This is a genomic window from Mesorhizobium sp. P2_D6, from assembly GCF_056404315.1.
In genome coordinates this window covers 77,956-93,703 of record NZ_JBFUEG010000005.1, presented here as the reverse complement: position 1 = coordinate 93,703, position 15,748 = coordinate 77,956, and the positions used below count along the sequence as shown (strand labels likewise).

Here is a 15,748-nt window from a genome sequence, read left to right as displayed (position 1 = left end):
TCGCCACCGGATATCCAGGGCGCCCGCCACCTATGCCGAACCTCCGCAGCCCCGGGCGAATTGCCCAGCGCGGTTTTCAATTTTCGACTTTACCGGGACCGGGCGCGTTTGCGCCCGGATGACATCATGGCTCGTTTTCGAATCGATCTGCGCGCTAGCGTCTTTCGCAGCGTTCTTGGCTTCACGCTCAGCCACTGGCGGCGCCAGCCCTGGCGGCTTTCGCTGATCATGGGCGGCTTTCTGCTGTCGACGCTGGCCGACGTCTTGACGCCGCTCTATTCCGGCCGGCTAGTCGATGCCGTCGCCAGCAATGCGGCGGCCGACGATGTCGCGTGGAATGCCGCGATGGCAGCCTTCTTCGCGCTCATCGGCCTCGCGCTGACCGGCGTGGTGCTGCGCAACCTCGCCTTCATGGGCATTGTCGAGCTGACGCTCAAGATGATGGCCGACATCGCCGCCGACGCGTTCCATCGCGTGCAGCGCTTCTCCACCGACTGGCACGCCAACAGCTTTGCCGGATCGACGGTGCGCAAGATCACGCGCGGCATGTGGGCGCTCGACCTGCTCAACGACACGATCCTGATCGCGCTTTTGCCGTCGGTCGCCATGCTGATCGGCTCGACGCTGCTGCCCGGCTGGTTCTGGCCGCTGATGGGACTGGTCGTCGCGGTCGGCTCGGTGCTGTTCATCATGGTGACGGCGATGCTGTCGCTCGGTTATGTCGCGCCCGCGGCACGGCTCGCCAACAGCTGGGATACGCGGCTTGGCGGCTCGCTCGCCGACGCGGTGAGCTGCAACGCCGTGGTCAAGGGTTTTGGCGCCGAGACGCGCGAGGAAACCCGGCTTGCCAAGGTCGTCGCCAAATGGCGCGCGCGGACGCGCGGCACCTGGGTGCGCGGCACCATCAACGGCACCACGCAAGGCGCCATGCTTCTGGTGCTGCGGACCGCGGTGATCGGGCTGTCGCTGATGCTGTGGGCCTGGGGCCAGGCGAGCGCCGGCGATGTCGCCTTCGTGCTGACCTCGTTCTTCGTCCTGCAGGGTTATCTCCGGGATATCGGCACGCATATCCGCAATTTGCAGCGTTCGATCAACGACATGGAGGAAATGGTCGATTTCCAGTCGCAACCGCTCGGCATCGAGGACCGGCCCGGCGCTCGGCCGATCCGGATCACCGATGGTCGTATCGGCTTCGGCAACGTCACCTTCCACTATGGCAGTCATCGCTTGCCGCTCTACCGCGACTTTTCGGTGGACATTGTGGCCGGTGAACGCGTTGGGCTGGTCGGTCATTCCGGCTCGGGCAAGACGACCTTCGTCAAGCTGATCCAGCGTCTCTATGACGTCAGCGCCGGTAGGATCCTGATCGACGGGCAGGACATCTCGCAGGTGGCGCAAGCGTCGCTGCGGGCGCAGATCGCCATTGTCCAGCAGGAGCCGATCCTGTTTCACCGCTCGCTGGCGGAGAACATCGCCTATGCCCGGCCGAACGCCACACAGGCGTGATCGAGCATGCCGCGAAGCTCGCCAGTGCGCATGACTTCATCACCAGCCTGCCGAAGGGGTACGGCACGCTGGTCGGTGAACGCGGCGTGAAACTGTCGGGCGGCGAGCGTCAGCGCGTGGCGATCGCGCGCGCCTTCCTGGCGGACGCGCGTATCCTGATCCTGGACGAGGCGACATCGAGCCTCGATTCGGAATCGGAAGTGCTGATCCAGCAGGCGATGGAGAGGCTGATGGTCGGCCGCACAACGCTGGTCATCGCGCACCGGCTGTCGACGGTGCGAGCGTTGGACAGGCTGCTGGTGTTCGATCGCGGCAAGATCGTCGAGGAGGGCTCGCATGACGAGCTGATCCGGCTGAAGGGCGGCATCTACCGCCGCCTGTTCGAGCGCCAGGCACTGGAACTGACCAAGGGCCTGGTGGTCTGAGCTGAAAGCAGAGCCCTATCCGAGGGGATAGGGCTCTGCTTGGTTCATCCAGGCATTCTCTCGAATGGTTGGAGCACGGGATCGATCGTGTCCCAGGCGTGGCCCCGAACGGTGTAAGTGACCGCCTGCGGGTTGAACTGGCCGGGATCGTCGAGGCTGGTGGCGTTGATCGCCGTCAGTTCCGGCATGGCGACGAAGGTCAGGTAGAGCGGCGTGCCGCAGGTCGGGCAGAAGGCCTGGATCTTCTCATTTCCGCTGTCGGCGATCATCCGCCAGGTGCTCGGTTGGCCGGTGATCTTTACATCGTCGCGCCGGCCGAAGGTCACATAGGAGCCATGGCCCGTGCCGCTGCGCTTCTGGCAATCGAGGCATTGGCAGTGATTCTGAAAGATCGGCTCCCCGCTCGCCTCATAGCGGATCGCGCCGCAGACACAGCCGCCGGTAAAATGCCTGGTCATCGTCGTTCTCCCGTTGGCTGGTTCAGGCCGATTTCGGCTTGGCGAAAAGGTCGATTCCAGTGCCGGTTTCGAGGAAGGACTTCATGCTGGACAGCACGGCCGGCCAGCCCTGGCTGATGCCCTTGGCCATGCCGCTGCCGGCTTCGAGCTCATCATGGGTGACGGTGAGCCGGACCATGGCGTCATATTCCTCGATGGCGAAGGTCACCCGGCTTTGTTTGGTCGGGTCATCGGCTTGGGACGCGTTGGCCCAGGTCATGACCAGACGGGTCGGCGGCGAGATCTCGACCACCTTGCCGACGAGTTCGACGGTGCGCTCGTCATTGGCGCGGATGTGTTCCCATTTCGAGCCGGGTTTCCAGTCGGAGACGTTCTCGTGGCCCCAGTAGCGCTTGGCGATATCGGGCCTGATTATGGCCTCGAACACCTTTTGCGGCGTCGAGCGGATGTAGGTCACATAGACAAAGCTGGTGGTTTCCCGGGTCATTGGTCGTCTCCTTCGAGTTCTTGTTTCAGGTCGTGCAGCAGGCTCAGCCGCTGCCGTTCGAATTTGCGCACCCACCGCTCGTAGACTTCGTGCAGCGGCACGGGGTTGATGAAATGCAGCTTTTCGCGGCCACGCTTGACCGTGCTGATCAGATTGGCCGCCTCCAAAAGATCGATGTGCTGCGTCGCGGATTGCCTGGCCATATCGAGGTTTTCGCAAAGCTGGCCCAGCGTCTGCCCGTTCTTCTCGCACAGAAGATCAAGCAGCTTTCTGCGTGTCGGGTCGCCCAGCGCTTTGAAAACCTTGTCGGCGTCCATCGGTCTCACTCATCTTGCAATGACAATATGCAGGTAAATACCTGCATGTCAAGCGCGGCTGTCGATGTTAGGCTGAAATGAGGTAGCCGGCGTTTCGGCGCCGGAATGAGAGATGGTTATGTCATTAATTGCGCAGTTTTTGATATTGGCATATCGTACTTACTGACAGGAGATGTGCTATGAACGTGTCATTGGGAGATCGCTGGGAGGCGTTCGTCGCGGAAATCGTTAAGCGCGGCCGCTATGGTTCGGCGAGTGAGGTCGTTCGCGAAGGCTTGCGTCTGGTCGAGGAGCGCGAGGAAAAACTGAAGGCGCTGAGCGCCATGCTCGACAGGTCATTTTCTCAAGGCGGTGAGGCTTCTGAAGACGCCATCGATGCCGCTCTTGAAGCCAAGGCTGAGGAACTGGCAAAGGCGGGTTTCTAAGCATGCCACGCCTGCGAATGCTGCCGTCGGCACAGGCCGACCTTGTTCATTTGCTGGAGCACATCACCTACGAAAGCGGCAACCTGCAGATCGCTATGCGATTTGTCAGCGCGCTGCGGCAGAAATGCCGCGACCTGGCGACCTTGCCGGCGACCATCGGCCGGGCACGCCCGGAACTACGGCCAGATGTGCGGAGCGTTCCGTGCCGGGGTTATGTGATCTTCTTCCGCTATCGCGAAAACTATCTTGAGGGGGCCAACATCATAGAGGGACATCGTGATATTGATGCACTATTCGCGGAAGACGATGGCGACGCATGAAGTAGCGGCCGGCGGAAAGCGTTAGTGTGCCGCTAGAAGCCTAGCGCCGTGTCTAGGTTCTAACGACGAATTTCTGCGGATCGGCGCAGAAATTCGTGATGATCTGGCAAAGATCCGGCTCGTTGATCATGCGCACGGCGTCGGCAGCATTGACCCATTTGCGGGTGCGTGCACGCTTTTCCTTCCAGCGGTCGGAGACGCGCTCGACCTGCATTGGAAACACCAGCACTTCGCACGGCACTTCCTCGCCGGACGCCAATGCCTTGGCGTAGAAGTAGCGGCCAGCCTCGAAATGAGAGATCTTGCCGCGCAATCCGGCTTCCTCGCCGGCCTCGCGCGCCGCGGCCTCGCAGAGCGGTTCCCTGGCCTCGGGCCAGCCCTTGGGCAGCACCCAACGGCCGGTGTCGCGGCTGGTGATCAGCATGATTTCGATGCCGTTTTCGGTGGTGCGCCAGGGTAGCGCGGCAACCTGAAGACGGCACGGCGCGGTGCCGAAGAGGCGCTGGACCCTTTCGGCCATATGGCTGTGCGTCGTTGGTCTCGTCAGCATCGGAGAAGCTACCCCAGCCCTCAGAATCGTTTGCCGTCACACGAATCTTACGGCGAAGTGTAGGTCATAAAAGTAAAAAAGGTCACACCAACCCGTCAAAATTCGCCAACAGGTGTCGATTCAACAGAATATTGTGTCTTGCGGCGCCAGTTTCCACAGCAAACTGCGCGGGCCTTGCCACTTGGGCGGATAAAGGGGTGCTGCGAATCAGCCGGCGTGATCGTCGGCGATCGGCTTCTGGTAGGTAAAACCCATATCCCAGGGAAAGTAGATCCAGGTGTCCTGGCTGACTTCGGTGACAAAGGTGTCGACCAAAGGCCGGCCTTTCGGCTTGGCGTAGACGGTGGCGAAATGCGCCCTGGGCATCATGGCGCGCACGATGCCGGCCGTCTTGCCGGTGTCGGTGAGGTCATCGATGATCAGCACGCCGACGCCGTCATCGGTGAGCAGCGCCGGTGTGATCTCCTTCAGCACCTGCAACTGCCCTTGGCTGGTGTAGTCGTGATAGGAGGCCACGCAGACCGTCTCGATGACGCGGATGCCAAGTTCGCGCGAGATGATGGCCGCGGGAACAAGCCCGCCGCGGGTGATACAGACGATGGCTTTCCACTGACCCTTGTTGGCGCCGGCAAGCCGCCAGGCGAGCGCCCGGGCATCGCGGTGGAACTGGTCCCAGGAGACCGGAAAGGCTTTTTCAGGAAGAGACATTCGTGCACTCCGCGCGCTACACTATGGAATGCGCGCGGAATTAACTGGAAAGTCAGGGCATTGGCAAGCTTCGGTTAAATGGGCGTAGCTGATTCCGGCGTTAGCACAGAAGTTGCGGCAGCGATCGCTCGCCGTACGTCTTGTTCGCTTGTGCGCCAGTTGACCACGCTGACGCGCATGGCGCGGCGGTTTCGCCATGTCGTGCCGGAGAAAAAGGCTTCGCCTGTCGCGTTGATTTTTTGAATTGTTTCGTCGGTAAAATCATCGTTCTCCTCGGGCGACAAGTCCGGCCGGCTGAACCTGAGCAGACCTTGATTGAGTGTTGGTCTTGCCAGAATCTCTGCGCCCGGTAGTTCTCCAATTCCCTCCACGATGCTGGCACAATGCGCACAGCAGCGATCCACCAGCGCCTCCACGCCGTTGCGGCCGAGTTCCTTGAGCGCGGCATAGACGGGAACGCCGCGCGCCCGGCGAGAGTACTCCGGATTCCAGTCAATCTGGTCCCGCGCGACAGTTACCGGCGCGACATAGGAGGCGTTCGATGTCATCGCAGTCCGATGCGCGTTGCGATCGACGATGATCGCGATACCGCAATCGAAGGGAACGTTCAGCCATTTGTGGCCGTCTGTCGCCCAGCTGTCGGCCATTTCCACGCCATCGAGCAGGTGGCGGTACGTTCGGCTCGCGCGTGCAAAGAGACCGAAGGCGCCGTCGATGTGAACCCAGGCGCCGGCCGAATGTGCCATTGGGATCAAGTCCTTGAACGGGTCGCATGCGCCGATGTTCAAGTCGGCGGCATTCAGCACGAGTATGGCCGGCTTGGAATTTTCGGAAAGCGCGCTATCGAGAACCGCGGGAGAGACGCGCCCATCCTTGTCCGTTTTCAATTGTTCAATGGCGTTGCGGCCGATTCCCAAAAAGCGCACCGCGCGGTCTATGGTGACGTGCCGCTGGTCACTCGTGAGTATTCTAATTTCAGGTGCTCCAAACAACCCGTCCTCTTCCACATTCCAGCCGACGCGCTTGAGTAGCGCGGCCCGCGCAGCGGCAAGGCTCGTCATGTGCGCCATCTGGCAACCACTGGTGAAAGCAAAAGACGCATCGCGCGGCAGATCGAGCAGTTCCTTGACCCATTGGCCGGCTGTCTCTTCGATTACTGCGGATGCAGGACTGACAGAATAGAGCGCTGCGTTCTGATCCCAGGTGGCAACGAGCCAGTCGGCCGCCAGTGCAGATTCCAGCCCGCCGCTAATCACCCAGGCAAAGAAGCGTCCACCTGCGCTACCATGCATCCCGACGCCGGCGTCTTTGACAAGTGTCTGGATCACGTCCTCCGCACTGCTGCCATCGGGCGGCAATGGACCGACGAAAGATCGCTTGAGGTCCGATAGGTTGGCCGTGGCCGCCACCGGACGATCATCCAGTCCGTCGATCCATGCCCGTGCTGCATGGTATGCGAGATTGAGCGCCGTGTTCATTGAGTGGGTTCCTTCTCTTTCGTCGTGGGCGTTTCTCCGGGCGGCCCACCAGTGCGATGAATCTGGTGCTGGAAGAACCCATTCGCCAAGTTGCCGGAGGATTTCTCAGTCAACCACCCGAAACCTGCCAAATTCAAATCCGCGGGTCGGAATCCACCGTAGACGATTGCCAGTGCCACACGAGTAGGGCGCTGCTGGCGGGGCCACCATGTGCGTTGAACCCGATCGGTCCGTTTGGATTTACTCAGTTTGACCAGTGCTGATTGCTCCGACAAACGAAAAGGACTTACACTAGACATCAGCGAAATTGGCGAATTGGGGCTTGCCACTCATGTCGACCCGCGCACGCTTACGGCCAGATTCGGGTGTTCTATTGGGGCTGGACAACGCGCTGCTGCGTACCCTGATGGCGGTTGTCGACACAGGCAGTTTCGTCGGCGCTGCCCGAATAGTGCACCGGACGCCATCTGCCATCAGCATGCAAATGAAGCGACTCGAAACGCAGATCGGACAGCCGATCTTTGTGCATCAGGGGCGCTCCATAATGTTGACGCCAGCAGGTGAAGCGCTTCTGACCTATGCGCGGCGCGCTCTTGGAATAGCCGAAGAGGCGATAGTGCGGTTCAATCGCCTGTTGCACGGACGCGCCGTGCGGCTGGGAATGACGGACGAATATGCCGTTGCGTTCCTTCCCTCGGTTCTCGCCAGCTATACAGCGGCCTATCCGCTAGTGGAGATCAGCGTGATGTGCCGCACGAGCAGCACGATGTCGCGGATGCTGGATGAGGGCGAACTGGACGTGGCACTGGTGACCGCGGGCGCGACCGATCGAGCTGGATGGCCCGACACGGCCATCCATAGAGATCGGCTTGTGTGGGCAGGCCTTGCACATGGAACCGCCCATCTCCGTCGTCCGCTGGCGGTCGCCGCAGGTCCGGCGAGTTGCATCTGGCGGAAGTCAGCTATCGATGCGCTCGACGCAGCCGGCATCTCTTATCAGATCGTTTGTACAAGTGAGAATCTTGTAGGCCAGCTCGCGCTGGTAATGGCGGGGCTGGCAGTTGCGCCGTTGCCGATTGTAGCCTTGTCGCCCGAACTGGCGCCATTCGGGCCTGAGCAAGGCCTTCCGTCTGTTGGTTACTATGACGTAGTTTTGCGGCTCAGTCCTCACGCGCCGCATGACGTGACTTCCACCATCGTTGATCATGTTCGGGCGTATTTTGCTACGCGCCAGAATTCTTGACCTGCTAGCGCGACAGGAAAGCCGCCACCGGCACGGTGCGCAACACGGTGCGTGTCACGCCGCCGAACAGAAGCTGGCGCAGCCAGGAATGGCTGTAGGCGCCGAGCACCAGAAGGTCGGCGCCGGTTTCTGCGATCCGGGTCTGGATGACGTCATCGATCGAGGCATTGCCCGACTGCTGCACCGAAACACTGACGGTGGCGCCATGCCGGGAGAGCGCCGCGGCGATCTCCGCGCCGGCGGCCTCCGGATTGTCGTCCAGTGTATCCGGCGGATCGATAACCAGAATATCGGTCTTCTCGGCTTCGATGATGAAGGGCAGGGCGTCGAAGGCGGCGCGTGCGGCTTCCTTGCTGCCGTTCCAGGCCAGCAGCACATGTTTGAATGTGGTGACGAGTGGACCCTCATGCGGCACCACCAGCACCGGCCGGCCGGCATCATAGACCAGCGTGTCGACATCGGCGCTCGGATCGCCGCCGGTCTCGCGCTGCGCGGCGATGATCAAATCGGCGGCGCGTACGCTGGAAATGCCGGTCAGCGCACTGTCGCCCGAAAAGCTCTCGAGGCTGCGCCATTCGAAGGAAAGGCCCGTTTTTTCGATCCGCCCGAGGAAAAGCGCCTGCAGTTTTTCGGCGCGCTCGCGATTCATGTCGGCGGAGACCTGCAGGAACTCGGTGTCGGGAAAGCCGGTGGCGGAAGTGTAGGGCACGGGCAGCGCTTCGGCATGAATGCCGATGAGATGGCTTTCAAACCGGTCGGCAAGCGGGATGGCGCAGTCGAGCACGCGCTCGGCATCCTGTTCGTTCTGCAATATGGCGACGATGGTCTTGAAGCGCATCGGAAATCCCTCAAATCTGCCGGCGCCTGATGCGCCCGAGGGAAAACGTCAGAGTATGGCGCTTGGTTCCGGCTCGGCGATGGGCCGCGAACCCAGCTCAGCTGGCGGCGGTGAAGCCGGCCACCATCGCCTCAACGTCCTTGCGCGCCGAATCCAGCGCCTCCTGGCTGCGGGCGCGGACGACCAACTCCGTCCAGAATTTGCCGTCGCCATATTTCGGGTAGGAACCGATGATCGTGTCGGGATGCGCCTTCTGGATGTCGCCCAAGGGGCCGCCGATCAGGCCTTCGCCGAACGGGCAATGGACAGTGGCCGACAGCATCTTGGTGCCGGCCTTCAGCGTCGGCACGACATTGTCGAGCATGGCCTGGAAGATCGCCGGCACGCCGGCCATGACATGGACATTGCCGATACGAAAGCCGGGCGCGACGGAGACCGGGTTGTCGATATGGTCGGCGCCGCGCGGCATGCGTGCCATGCGCTTGCGCGCCTCGGTGTATTCGATGCCGCGCGCGGCATAGCTCTCGCCCAGCATGGCATAGGCCTTGGCGTCGTATTCGCATGGAACACCAAAGGCCTTGGAGATCGAATCGGCGGTGATGTCGTCATGCGTCGGGCCGATCCCGCCGGTGGTGAAGACATAGGTGTATCGAGCGCGCACGGCATTCACCGCCGCGACAATCTCGTCCTCCTCGTCGGGGACGATGCGCACTTCCTTCAGGTCGATGCCGATGGCCGTCATGATGTCGGCGAGGTGGCCGATGTTCCTGTCCTTGGTGCGGCCGGACAGAATCTCGTCGCCGATGACGAGCATGGCGGCAGTGACGATTTCGGGCATGGAAGGCTCCGGTGGAAGGTGCCTCAGGGCAGACGGATCGCCTTGGGCAGACAAGATCGCCTGAGATAGCGCGACATGGGACGGGCGGCAATGCCGTCAGAAGCCGGCAGGCTGCCTTGCCGTGTGTCCGGCGGTGGGTGATGGTGCGCGCTGGTTCGCTCCCGGTGAAACATGCTGGTATCGATTCTGCTGTGGCTGCTTGGCGGTCTGCTTCTGCTGGCTCTCGTCATCGCCGCCTGCCTGGTGGCGGCGACGCTCTGGATTGCGGCCAAGGCCGAAAGACTGGTGTCGGCCAGCGGACAGTTCGTCGAGATCGACGGCAACCGCATCCACTATGTCGAAACGGGCGAGGGGCGGCCGATCGTGTTCGTGCACGGACTTGGCGCGCAGCTCCACCAGTTCCGGCACACGCTGTTTAGCCGCTTTGGCCCGGGCTACCGGCTGATCGCGCTCGACCGGCCGGGATCGGGCTATTCGGTGCGGGCGAGAGGAGCCACCGGCCGATTGCCGGAACAGGCCGAGATCGTCAGGCGCTTCATCGAAACGCTCGGACTGGAAAGGCCGCTCGTGGTCGGCCATTCGCTAGGCGGCGCCGTCACGCTGACCCTGGCGGTGGAACATCCCGAGGCGATTTCCGGCATCGCCTTGCTGGCGCCGCTGACGCATCTGGAAGCCGGCGTGCGCGAGAAGGCGGGCCTGCTCTATATCCGCTCGCGGCTATGGCGCCGGATCATGGCCTATACCGTCGCTGTACCGACAAGCCTCCGATATGCGCTGCAGACCCTGGAGTTCATCTTCGCGCCTCAGGCCGTTCCCGCCGACTACATGGTCCATGGTGGCGGATGGCTCGGGCTGAGGCCGAGCCATTTCCATGCGACCTCCACCGATTTCGTGGCGGTCGAAGAGGATCTTGGCCGCATTGAGCAGCGTTACGGCGAGATCGCCATGCCGGCCGGCATTTTCTTCGGTACTGCCGATCGCGTCATCGACATGCGCATCCACGGAGAGCCAATGAAGGACAGGATCGGCGGGCTCGATTCCGAGACGGTCGATGGCCTCGGCCACATGCCGCAATTCGCCGAGCCGGACCGCGTCATCGCCTTCATCACGCGCATCGCCGAGCGGGCATTTTTGCCATAGGCATCACCGCGGCCTCACGACAATTTCACTGAACCATTCGGCGGATGTCCGGATTTACTCCGTGTCGCACCCAAGGCCGGCAGATACGGAGTAATTCAATGTACAGGAAACTTTTCGCAGCATCTGTTCTGACGATCGGTCTCGCCACGTCGGCGATGGCTCAATCATCTGACGGAACCTCCTCCAACCATCGCAGCTGGTGGCCGTTCGGCAACGAGCAGTCCTCGACGGTCGACCAGAGCACCACCGGCAGCATCAATGCCGACGGCTCACGCGGCCAGGACTATATCGGCTCTGCCGGGCCGTGTGCCTCTGCACCGTCAGGACCCTACGGAAATGTGAGGCCCAACGTGAACGATCAGTATTGCGGCAAATAATCGACGCAGACTCTCGACTGACCGGCAGGATGCCTGAAACAGGCATCCACGGCCGGCAGCGATATCAAACAACCAAGGATTAGTCGGAAACTTCGGTCTGTGGCCGATCGCGGCCGTCGGCCAGTTCGTCGTGCCACTTGCCGTCGGCATCCTCATACTGGATGCCGTCTGTCGCGCCGGCGACCTGCTGCTCGGCCGAGGCGATCTCGGCGGCGCGCAGAGCGTCCTGGTGGGTGGGGAATGTCTCCGAGAATGTCGAACCGACCTTGTAGGCCCAGCCCCCGTCATGCTCGACGATCTTGTAAATCAGCTTCGCCATGAAATCCTCCGGTTCGTCCGTTCGTTCAATGCGGCCGGTTCTTCAATGCAATTTGGCGTCGGGCAACCGGTCTTCGGGAACCAGCACTTCCGATTCCTTGGCCGCTTCGATCAAAGCCCTGCGCGCATCAGCCGTCGAACGATAACCTTCCAGCACTTTGAGGCAAGTGTCGAGAGCATCACGATGGCGCGGGCCGCGATTGAGCGGCCAGACAGTCATCAGACACTCCGCCGCTTCCTGGGCGCTGCGGATCTGGCGATATTTGCCGACGTGGCCGAGTTCGACCACGACGGGCGTTTCAAAAGGTTTGTTATCCATGATGGCCGCAACGCAAAGCAGCCAATTTGGTTGCAAAAGTGGCAGTCAGCCTGCGCCCAAACGTCTCAGAGGCCTCTCAGTAGCCGCAGTCGTTGCGCAGCCAGCGCGCGTTGGCCCAGCCGGTCCGGCCCTTGAAGTCGATCTGGTACCAGTTGCCGCGACGGTCGAAGATTTCGGTGTGGTCGCCATTGAACAGTTGGCCGATCATGCGCGACGACGAGTTCGACCGCGCGCGTACGGCAAGAAACCCGCTGCCTGAGTCCAGATCGTAGTGCCTGGACAGGCCATGCACCGTACCTTCGCAATATTGCGCGCCAACCGGAGATGACGCAGCGAACGACAGCGCGACCACCAGAGCGGCGGCCGCGGGATAGAGCGCCCTTGATACCATGACTTTGCTCCCAACCCGGCCGCAAAGGCGACCTTACCCCACGGAAACAGTGTGGGTGGATTAAAGCGAAGCTGCGGCTGCCTGTCCAGCAAATGCGCTTTTGCGCATCCGTCGGTGCAGCCTGCTTAGACCTTCATCCAGTGCTGCATCGTCGTTACCGAGCGGGCAAGCTGCGGCGCCGGATGGATTTTCTCGTCAAAGGTGGCGGCGGCGCGCCAGCCCCAGCGCGGATCGGCGAGGAAGGCGCGAGCCAGCGCCACCATATCGGCGCGGCCGTCGGAGACGATCGCTTCGGCTTGGCCCGGATCGTCGATCAGGCCGACAGCCCGCGTCGGAATGCCGGCGCCCTTGCGCACCGCTTCGGCCAGATGCACCTGATAGCCGGGGCCGGTCGGCAGCTTCTGCAAGGGAGAATTGCCGCCGCTCGAGCAGCAGAGATAGGCAATGCCGAGCGCTTTCAACGCCTTGGCCACATCGATCGCGTCCGCGACGTCGAAGCCGCCATCGACCCAGTCCGTTACCGACAGGCGTGCGCCAAGCATCAGGTTTGGAACGGCCTTCCTCACCGATTTGGCGATCTCAAGCAGAAAACGCATGCGGTTTTCCAGCGATCCGCCCCAGCGGTCGGTGCGCTGGTTGGAAAGCGGCGACAGGAACTGGAAGATCAGGTAGCCATGCGCGGCGTGCAGCTCAAGGAAGTCGAAGCCGGCGCGCTCGGCCCGCCTTGCGGCTTGAGCGAAGCGCTCGACAAGCAGCAGGATTTCATCCTCCTCCAGCGCATGCGGCACGTTCCAGCCGGTGTCGTAGGCGATGGCCGAGGCCGATACGGTCTGCCAGGGATCCTCGCCCGGCTGCAATGGACCGCCGCCTTCCCAGGGCTTTCTGTTGGACGCTTTGCGCCCGGCATGGGCAAGCTGGATGCCGAATTTCGTCTCCGGGGCGGCGACGCGCCTGGCGGCATCCAGCGTGCGCCGGGCGGCGGCCTCGTTGTCGTCTGAGTAAAGACCGTGGCAACCATGGGTGATGCGGCCGCGCCGCTCGACATCGGTCATTTCGACGGTGACCATGCCGGCGCCCGACATGGCCAGGTTCATCCAATGATAGAGGTGCCAGTCGCTGGCCGAGCCGTCATCGGCGGAATATTGGCACATCGGCGCCACCGCAATGCGGTTCGGGAAGGTCAGGCCATCGAGGGTGATCGGCTGGAAAAGCGCTGCGGTCATCAGGAAACTCCGGGGAAGGGATTGCAGCTATTTAGGCGATGGCAGCTGATGGCACCAGACACGAGACGGTGAAGCTTTGCCGTCCTGGTTGCGCGAAAAACGGTTCGCGGTTACGCCATGGCGCCGACAGCATGGAGTTCGTCATGGAAGATCGCATTCGCATCCGCTCGGAGGAAGTCCTCTCCGACGACTGGGCTGTTCTGAAGAAGACCGTGCTGGACTATCGCCGGCGCGACGGGCAGTGGGAGACGCAGATTCGCCAGACCTACGATCGCGGCGACGGCGCGGTGATCCTGCCCTTCGATCCCGAGCGCCAGACGGTTCTTCTGGTGCGGCAGTTCCGCTATCCCGCCTATGTCACCGGCCACCGCGAACCGCTGATCGAGGCCTGCGCCGGTCTGCTCGACGAAAACGATCCGGAAACCGCCATCCTCAAGGAGGCCGAGGAAGAGCTCGGCTATCACTTAGAGAACATCGAGCGGCTGTTTGCGCCCTATATGAGCCCGGGCAGCGTGACCGAACGGCTGTGGTTCTTCGTGGCGCGCTATTCACCTGCCGACCGCATCTCGGCGGGCGGCGGCGCACCGGAAGAGGGCGAGGACATCGAGGTGCTCGAAATGCCGCTCGACGAGGCGCTCGCCGGCATAGCCGACGGCCGCATCATCGACGCCAAGACGATCATCCTGATCCAGCACCTGAAACTGTACCCGCTGAAGGCTTAGCTCCGCGAAGCTCGGCGGGCCTCACTCGGTGGGCTGCGGACAGGGTGGCACGTCCACTTCGCGGATGAAGTTGCGCAATTCCTCCATGTCCCCGGACAGAGGCCGATCGTCGGAATAGTGCGCTATGTTCTCCCGGACCATGCGGTAGATGGTGTCGGTGCCGGGCGCGCGTGCACCGCGCTCGGCCAGAAAATCATGGGCCTGCGCGGCGGCCATGAGTTCGATTGCCAAAATGTATTCCGCGTTGTCGATAACGGCGAGCAGCTTGTTGGCTGCCACCGTTGGATGCGCCAAAAAATCCTCTTGCAGGCCGGATGTGACGCCGCCGTCGGTCGCCGCCGGAGCGGCCAGGCGCCGGTTGACGTTGCTGAGCGACGTGGCGGTGTATTGGGCAATCATGAAGCCGGAATTGGCTCCGTCCTCATCAGCAAGGAAGGGCGGCAAATTGTTGACCAGGGGATTGACGAGACGGTCGATGCGACGCTCGCTCATTCCGGCCACCTGCGCCAAGGCGATCGTCAGGCCATCGGCGGCCTGTCCGAGCGCCGGCGCCACCGCATGCGCCTCTGAAACAACCTGGGGATCGTTCAACGACCCGAATACCGCGGGATTGTCAGTGACGGCAGCCAATTCACGGTCAACCAGCTCAGCGGACCGGTCCAACACCTCGCGGGCGGCGCCATGAACATGCGGCACGGCGCGAAGACTGAGTGCGTCTTGCGTGCGACTGCCGTGAGCAAGCGCGATGAGCTCGCTGCCGTGAAGCCAGCCGCGCAGCGCTTTGCCCACATCCTGAATGCCGGGCGAGGGCCGCATCGCCAGGATTTGCTCGCCGAAGGCCGGCATTTGTGCGCCCGCGGCTTCAAGCGTCAAAGCGGCCGCGGCGTCAGCCCATCTCAACAAGCGCTCCGCGCGCTGCACGGCGATGCTGGTCAGGCCGGTCGCGCACGCCGTGCCATTGACGAGGCTCAAGCCTTCCTTCGCGCCAAGCTCCAAGGGCTCCAGACCCATTTCGGCAAGCGCTTCCAGTCCGCTCATCGAGCGACCTGCCACCGTTGCACTGCCTTCACCGATCAAGACCAGTGCCACATGAGCGTTGTGCGTCAGATACCCGGCCGATCCCCTGGACGGCACGTCGGGAACGCAGTCGCGCTCGATAAAGGTGAGCAAGTTACGGACGATTGCGGGGCTTACACCGGAATGGCCATGCGCGAAATTTGCCACTTGAGCGGCAATGATGGCGCGCACGCCGCGTCTCGGCACCAGGTCACCGACGCCGCATGCGTGGCTGCGAATGATATTGCGCGACAGTTTCTTTTGCAGCGCAGGCGCCACCACCTTGCTTGCCAATGCGCCGACCCCGGTGTTGACGCCATAGGCGCGGATGCCTTTTTCGACGATGGAAGCGACGATCTGGTTCGCAAAGGCGATCCTCTCCCACGCTGCCGGACTGAGCGCCAGGGATTCGCCTTCGCTCACTTGCGCGATGTCGCGCCAGCTCGCGTTGCCATCTAGCGTTATTGTCATTGGTCGTTCCGAAATAGCGCTGCGGAAAGCGCTGTTGGGTCGCACGAAAGGCTGGTGAGAACCTTGCCCTTGGCTCCGTAGCGCAGAACCGCGATGCATAGTGACGAAGGAATCGGCGATTGATGCGACTGGAGCGAC

The 15,748-nt window shown here is 62.3% G+C and carries 19 protein-coding genes and 1 pseudogene; 7 read left to right on the top strand and 13 right to left on the bottom strand.

All coding sequences use genetic code 11. From position 1 onward, the window contains the following. Positions 1-126 precede the first annotated feature (126 nt). Positions 127-1,931: pseudogene (locus AC1D1L_RS12480) on the top strand (ABC transporter ATP-binding protein). A 44-nt stretch (positions 1,932-1,975) separates the two neighbouring features. Here the strand turns inward: AC1D1L_RS12480 and AC1D1L_RS12475 are convergent. From AC1D1L_RS12475 to AC1D1L_RS12465, 3 genes are read right to left on the bottom strand one after another with little or no spacing between them, the layout of a single operon-like run. Beyond that, positions 1,976-2,389, bottom strand: coding sequence for a GFA family protein (locus AC1D1L_RS12475; protein ID WP_477341632.1), 414 nt, complete (start codon positions 2,387-2,389; stop codon positions 1,976-1,978). A 22-nt stretch (positions 2,390-2,411) separates the two neighbouring features. Next, positions 2,412-2,876: an SRPBCC family protein gene (locus AC1D1L_RS12470; protein ID WP_477341630.1), complete on the bottom strand. Its 465-nt coding sequence runs from the start codon at positions 2,874-2,876 to the stop codon at positions 2,412-2,414. Continuing rightward, complete coding sequence (locus AC1D1L_RS12465; RefSeq protein ID WP_142864953.1) at positions 2,873-3,193, bottom strand: ArsR/SmtB family transcription factor; 321 nt, start codon at positions 3,191-3,193, stop codon at positions 2,873-2,875. The genes AC1D1L_RS12470 and AC1D1L_RS12465 overlap by 4 nt, the downstream gene beginning before the upstream one ends. Before the next feature lie 179 nt (positions 3,194-3,372). On the opposite strand from AC1D1L_RS12465, the gene AC1D1L_RS12460 reads away from it, so the two are divergent. Both AC1D1L_RS12460 and AC1D1L_RS12455 read left to right on the top strand, forming a co-directional pair. Further along, positions 3,373-3,618, top strand: a complete 246-nt coding sequence (locus AC1D1L_RS12460; RefSeq protein ID WP_192251095.1) for a type II toxin-antitoxin system ParD family antitoxin — start codon at positions 3,373-3,375, stop codon at positions 3,616-3,618. A gap of 2 nt (positions 3,619-3,620) precedes the next feature. Continuing rightward, positions 3,621-3,938, top strand: coding sequence for a type II toxin-antitoxin system RelE/ParE family toxin (locus AC1D1L_RS12455; RefSeq protein WP_477341628.1), 318 nt, complete (start codon positions 3,621-3,623; stop codon positions 3,936-3,938). A gap of 52 nt (positions 3,939-3,990) precedes the next feature. Here the strand turns inward: AC1D1L_RS12455 and AC1D1L_RS12450 are convergent, their stop codons facing one another. From AC1D1L_RS12450 to AC1D1L_RS12440, 3 genes are all read right to left on the bottom strand, one after another. Then, positions 3,991-4,488 (bottom strand): NUDIX hydrolase, encoded by a 498-nt coding sequence (locus AC1D1L_RS12450; protein ID WP_477341626.1) that lies wholly within the window; start codon positions 4,486-4,488, stop codon positions 3,991-3,993. Positions 4,489-4,695: 207 nt separating this feature from the next. Then, entirely contained in the window at positions 4,696-5,196 is a 501-nt protein-coding gene (gpt, locus tag AC1D1L_RS12445) for a xanthine phosphoribosyltransferase (protein ID WP_477341624.1), read from the bottom strand. 74 nt (positions 5,197-5,270) lie between these two features. After that, entirely contained in the window at positions 5,271-6,674 is a 1,404-nt protein-coding gene (locus AC1D1L_RS12440; protein ID WP_477341622.1) for a pyridoxal phosphate-dependent decarboxylase family protein, read from the bottom strand. Between the two features lie 331 nt (positions 6,675-7,005). Here AC1D1L_RS12440 and AC1D1L_RS12435 point away from each other — a divergent pair, with 331 nt between their 5' ends. Continuing rightward, entirely contained in the window at positions 7,006-7,917 is a 912-nt protein-coding gene (locus AC1D1L_RS12435) for a LysR substrate-binding domain-containing protein (RefSeq protein ID WP_477341620.1), read from the top strand. A gap of 4 nt (positions 7,918-7,921) precedes the next feature. On the opposite strand, the gene AC1D1L_RS12430 is transcribed toward AC1D1L_RS12435, so the two are convergent. Continuing rightward, positions 7,922-8,755 (bottom strand): universal stress protein, encoded by an 834-nt coding sequence (locus AC1D1L_RS12430; RefSeq protein WP_192251083.1) that lies wholly within the window; start codon positions 8,753-8,755, stop codon positions 7,922-7,924. A gap of 97 nt (positions 8,756-8,852) precedes the next feature. Next, on the bottom strand, positions 8,853-9,593 hold the full coding sequence (locus tag AC1D1L_RS12425) for a competence/damage-inducible protein A (protein WP_477341618.1): 741 nt from the start codon (positions 9,591-9,593) through the stop codon (positions 8,853-8,855). Between the two features lie 171 nt (positions 9,594-9,764). Between AC1D1L_RS12425 and AC1D1L_RS12420 the strand changes: the two genes are divergently transcribed. Next, positions 9,765-10,733 (top strand): alpha/beta fold hydrolase, encoded by a 969-nt coding sequence (locus AC1D1L_RS12420; protein WP_477341616.1) that lies wholly within the window; start codon positions 9,765-9,767, stop codon positions 10,731-10,733. A gap of 98 nt (positions 10,734-10,831) precedes the next feature. Then, positions 10,832-11,110 (top strand): hypothetical protein, encoded by a 279-nt coding sequence (locus AC1D1L_RS12415; protein WP_477341614.1) that lies wholly within the window; start codon positions 10,832-10,834, stop codon positions 11,108-11,110. A gap of 79 nt (positions 11,111-11,189) precedes the next feature. On the opposite strand, the gene AC1D1L_RS12410 is transcribed toward AC1D1L_RS12415, so the two are convergent. The 4 genes from AC1D1L_RS12410 to AC1D1L_RS12395 all read right to left on the bottom strand — a co-directional run bounded on the left by AC1D1L_RS12410 (position 11,190) and on the right by AC1D1L_RS12395 (position 13,361). Then, entirely contained in the window at positions 11,190-11,429 is a 240-nt protein-coding gene (locus tag AC1D1L_RS12410) for a DUF2188 domain-containing protein (RefSeq protein WP_477341612.1), read from the bottom strand. A 42-nt stretch (positions 11,430-11,471) separates the two neighbouring features. Further along, positions 11,472-11,750: a DUF982 domain-containing protein gene (locus AC1D1L_RS12405; RefSeq protein ID WP_352560999.1), complete on the bottom strand. Its 279-nt coding sequence runs from the start codon at positions 11,748-11,750 to the stop codon at positions 11,472-11,474. A 73-nt stretch (positions 11,751-11,823) separates the two neighbouring features. Continuing rightward, positions 11,824-12,138, bottom strand: a complete 315-nt coding sequence (locus AC1D1L_RS12400; protein WP_477341610.1) for an SH3 domain-containing protein — start codon at positions 12,136-12,138, stop codon at positions 11,824-11,826. 125 nt (positions 12,139-12,263) lie between these two features. Beyond that, positions 12,264-13,361, bottom strand: coding sequence for an NADH:flavin oxidoreductase/NADH oxidase (locus tag AC1D1L_RS12395; RefSeq protein ID WP_477341608.1), 1,098 nt, complete (start codon positions 13,359-13,361; stop codon positions 12,264-12,266). Positions 13,362-13,504: 143 nt separating this feature from the next. Here AC1D1L_RS12395 and AC1D1L_RS12390 point away from each other — a divergent pair, with 143 nt between their 5' ends. Continuing rightward, on the top strand, positions 13,505-14,083 hold the full coding sequence (locus AC1D1L_RS12390) for an NUDIX domain-containing protein (RefSeq protein WP_112567320.1): 579 nt from the start codon (positions 13,505-13,507) through the stop codon (positions 14,081-14,083). A 21-nt stretch (positions 14,084-14,104) separates the two neighbouring features. Here the strand turns inward: AC1D1L_RS12390 and AC1D1L_RS12385 are convergent, their stop codons facing one another. Next, a complete protein-coding gene (locus AC1D1L_RS12385; RefSeq protein ID WP_477342167.1) occupies positions 14,105-15,610 on the bottom strand; it encodes an HAL/PAL/TAL family ammonia-lyase in 1,506 nt (501 codons plus the stop codon). Positions 15,611-15,748: the final 138 nt, after the last annotated feature.

Coding starts and splice junctions, on each gene's coding strand:
- AC1D1L_RS12475 (WP_477341632.1), bottom strand. CDS start 2,389: ATGACCAGGCATTTTACCGGCGGCTGTGTCTGCGGCGCGATCCGCTAT.
- AC1D1L_RS12470 (WP_477341630.1), bottom strand. CDS start 2,876: ATGACCCGGGAAACCACCAGCTTTGTCTATGTGACCTACATCCGCTCG.
- AC1D1L_RS12465 (WP_142864953.1), bottom strand. CDS start 3,193: ATGGACGCCGACAAGGTTTTCAAAGCGCTGGGCGACCCGACACGCAGA.
- AC1D1L_RS12460 (WP_192251095.1), top strand. CDS start 3,373: ATGAACGTGTCATTGGGAGATCGCTGGGAGGCGTTCGTCGCGGAAATC.
- AC1D1L_RS12455 (WP_477341628.1), top strand. CDS start 3,621: ATGCCACGCCTGCGAATGCTGCCGTCGGCACAGGCCGACCTTGTTCAT.
- AC1D1L_RS12450 (WP_477341626.1), bottom strand. CDS start 4,488: ATGCTGACGAGACCAACGACGCACAGCCATATGGCCGAAAGGGTCCAG.
- gpt (WP_477341624.1), bottom strand. CDS start 5,196: ATGTCTCTTCCTGAAAAAGCCTTTCCGGTCTCCTGGGACCAGTTCCAC.
- AC1D1L_RS12440 (WP_477341622.1), bottom strand. CDS start 6,674: ATGAACACGGCGCTCAATCTCGCATACCATGCAGCACGGGCATGGATC.
- AC1D1L_RS12435 (WP_477341620.1), top strand. CDS start 7,006: ATGTCGACCCGCGCACGCTTACGGCCAGATTCGGGTGTTCTATTGGGG.
- AC1D1L_RS12430 (WP_192251083.1), bottom strand. CDS start 8,755: ATGCGCTTCAAGACCATCGTCGCCATATTGCAGAACGAACAGGATGCC.
- AC1D1L_RS12425 (WP_477341618.1), bottom strand. CDS start 9,593: ATGCCCGAAATCGTCACTGCCGCCATGCTCGTCATCGGCGACGAGATT.
- AC1D1L_RS12420 (WP_477341616.1), top strand. CDS start 9,765: ATGCTGGTATCGATTCTGCTGTGGCTGCTTGGCGGTCTGCTTCTGCTG.
- AC1D1L_RS12415 (WP_477341614.1), top strand. CDS start 10,832: ATGTACAGGAAACTTTTCGCAGCATCTGTTCTGACGATCGGTCTCGCC.
- AC1D1L_RS12410 (WP_477341612.1), bottom strand. CDS start 11,429: ATGGCGAAGCTGATTTACAAGATCGTCGAGCATGACGGGGGCTGGGCC.
- AC1D1L_RS12400 (WP_477341610.1), bottom strand. CDS start 12,138: ATGGTATCAAGGGCGCTCTATCCCGCGGCCGCCGCTCTGGTGGTCGCG.
- AC1D1L_RS12395 (WP_477341608.1), bottom strand. CDS start 13,361: ATGACCGCAGCGCTTTTCCAGCCGATCACCCTCGATGGCCTGACCTTC.
- AC1D1L_RS12390 (WP_112567320.1), top strand. CDS start 13,505: ATGGAAGATCGCATTCGCATCCGCTCGGAGGAAGTCCTCTCCGACGAC.
- AC1D1L_RS12385 (WP_477342167.1), bottom strand. CDS start 15,610: ATGACAATAACGCTAGATGGCAACGCGAGCTGGCGCGACATCGCGCAA.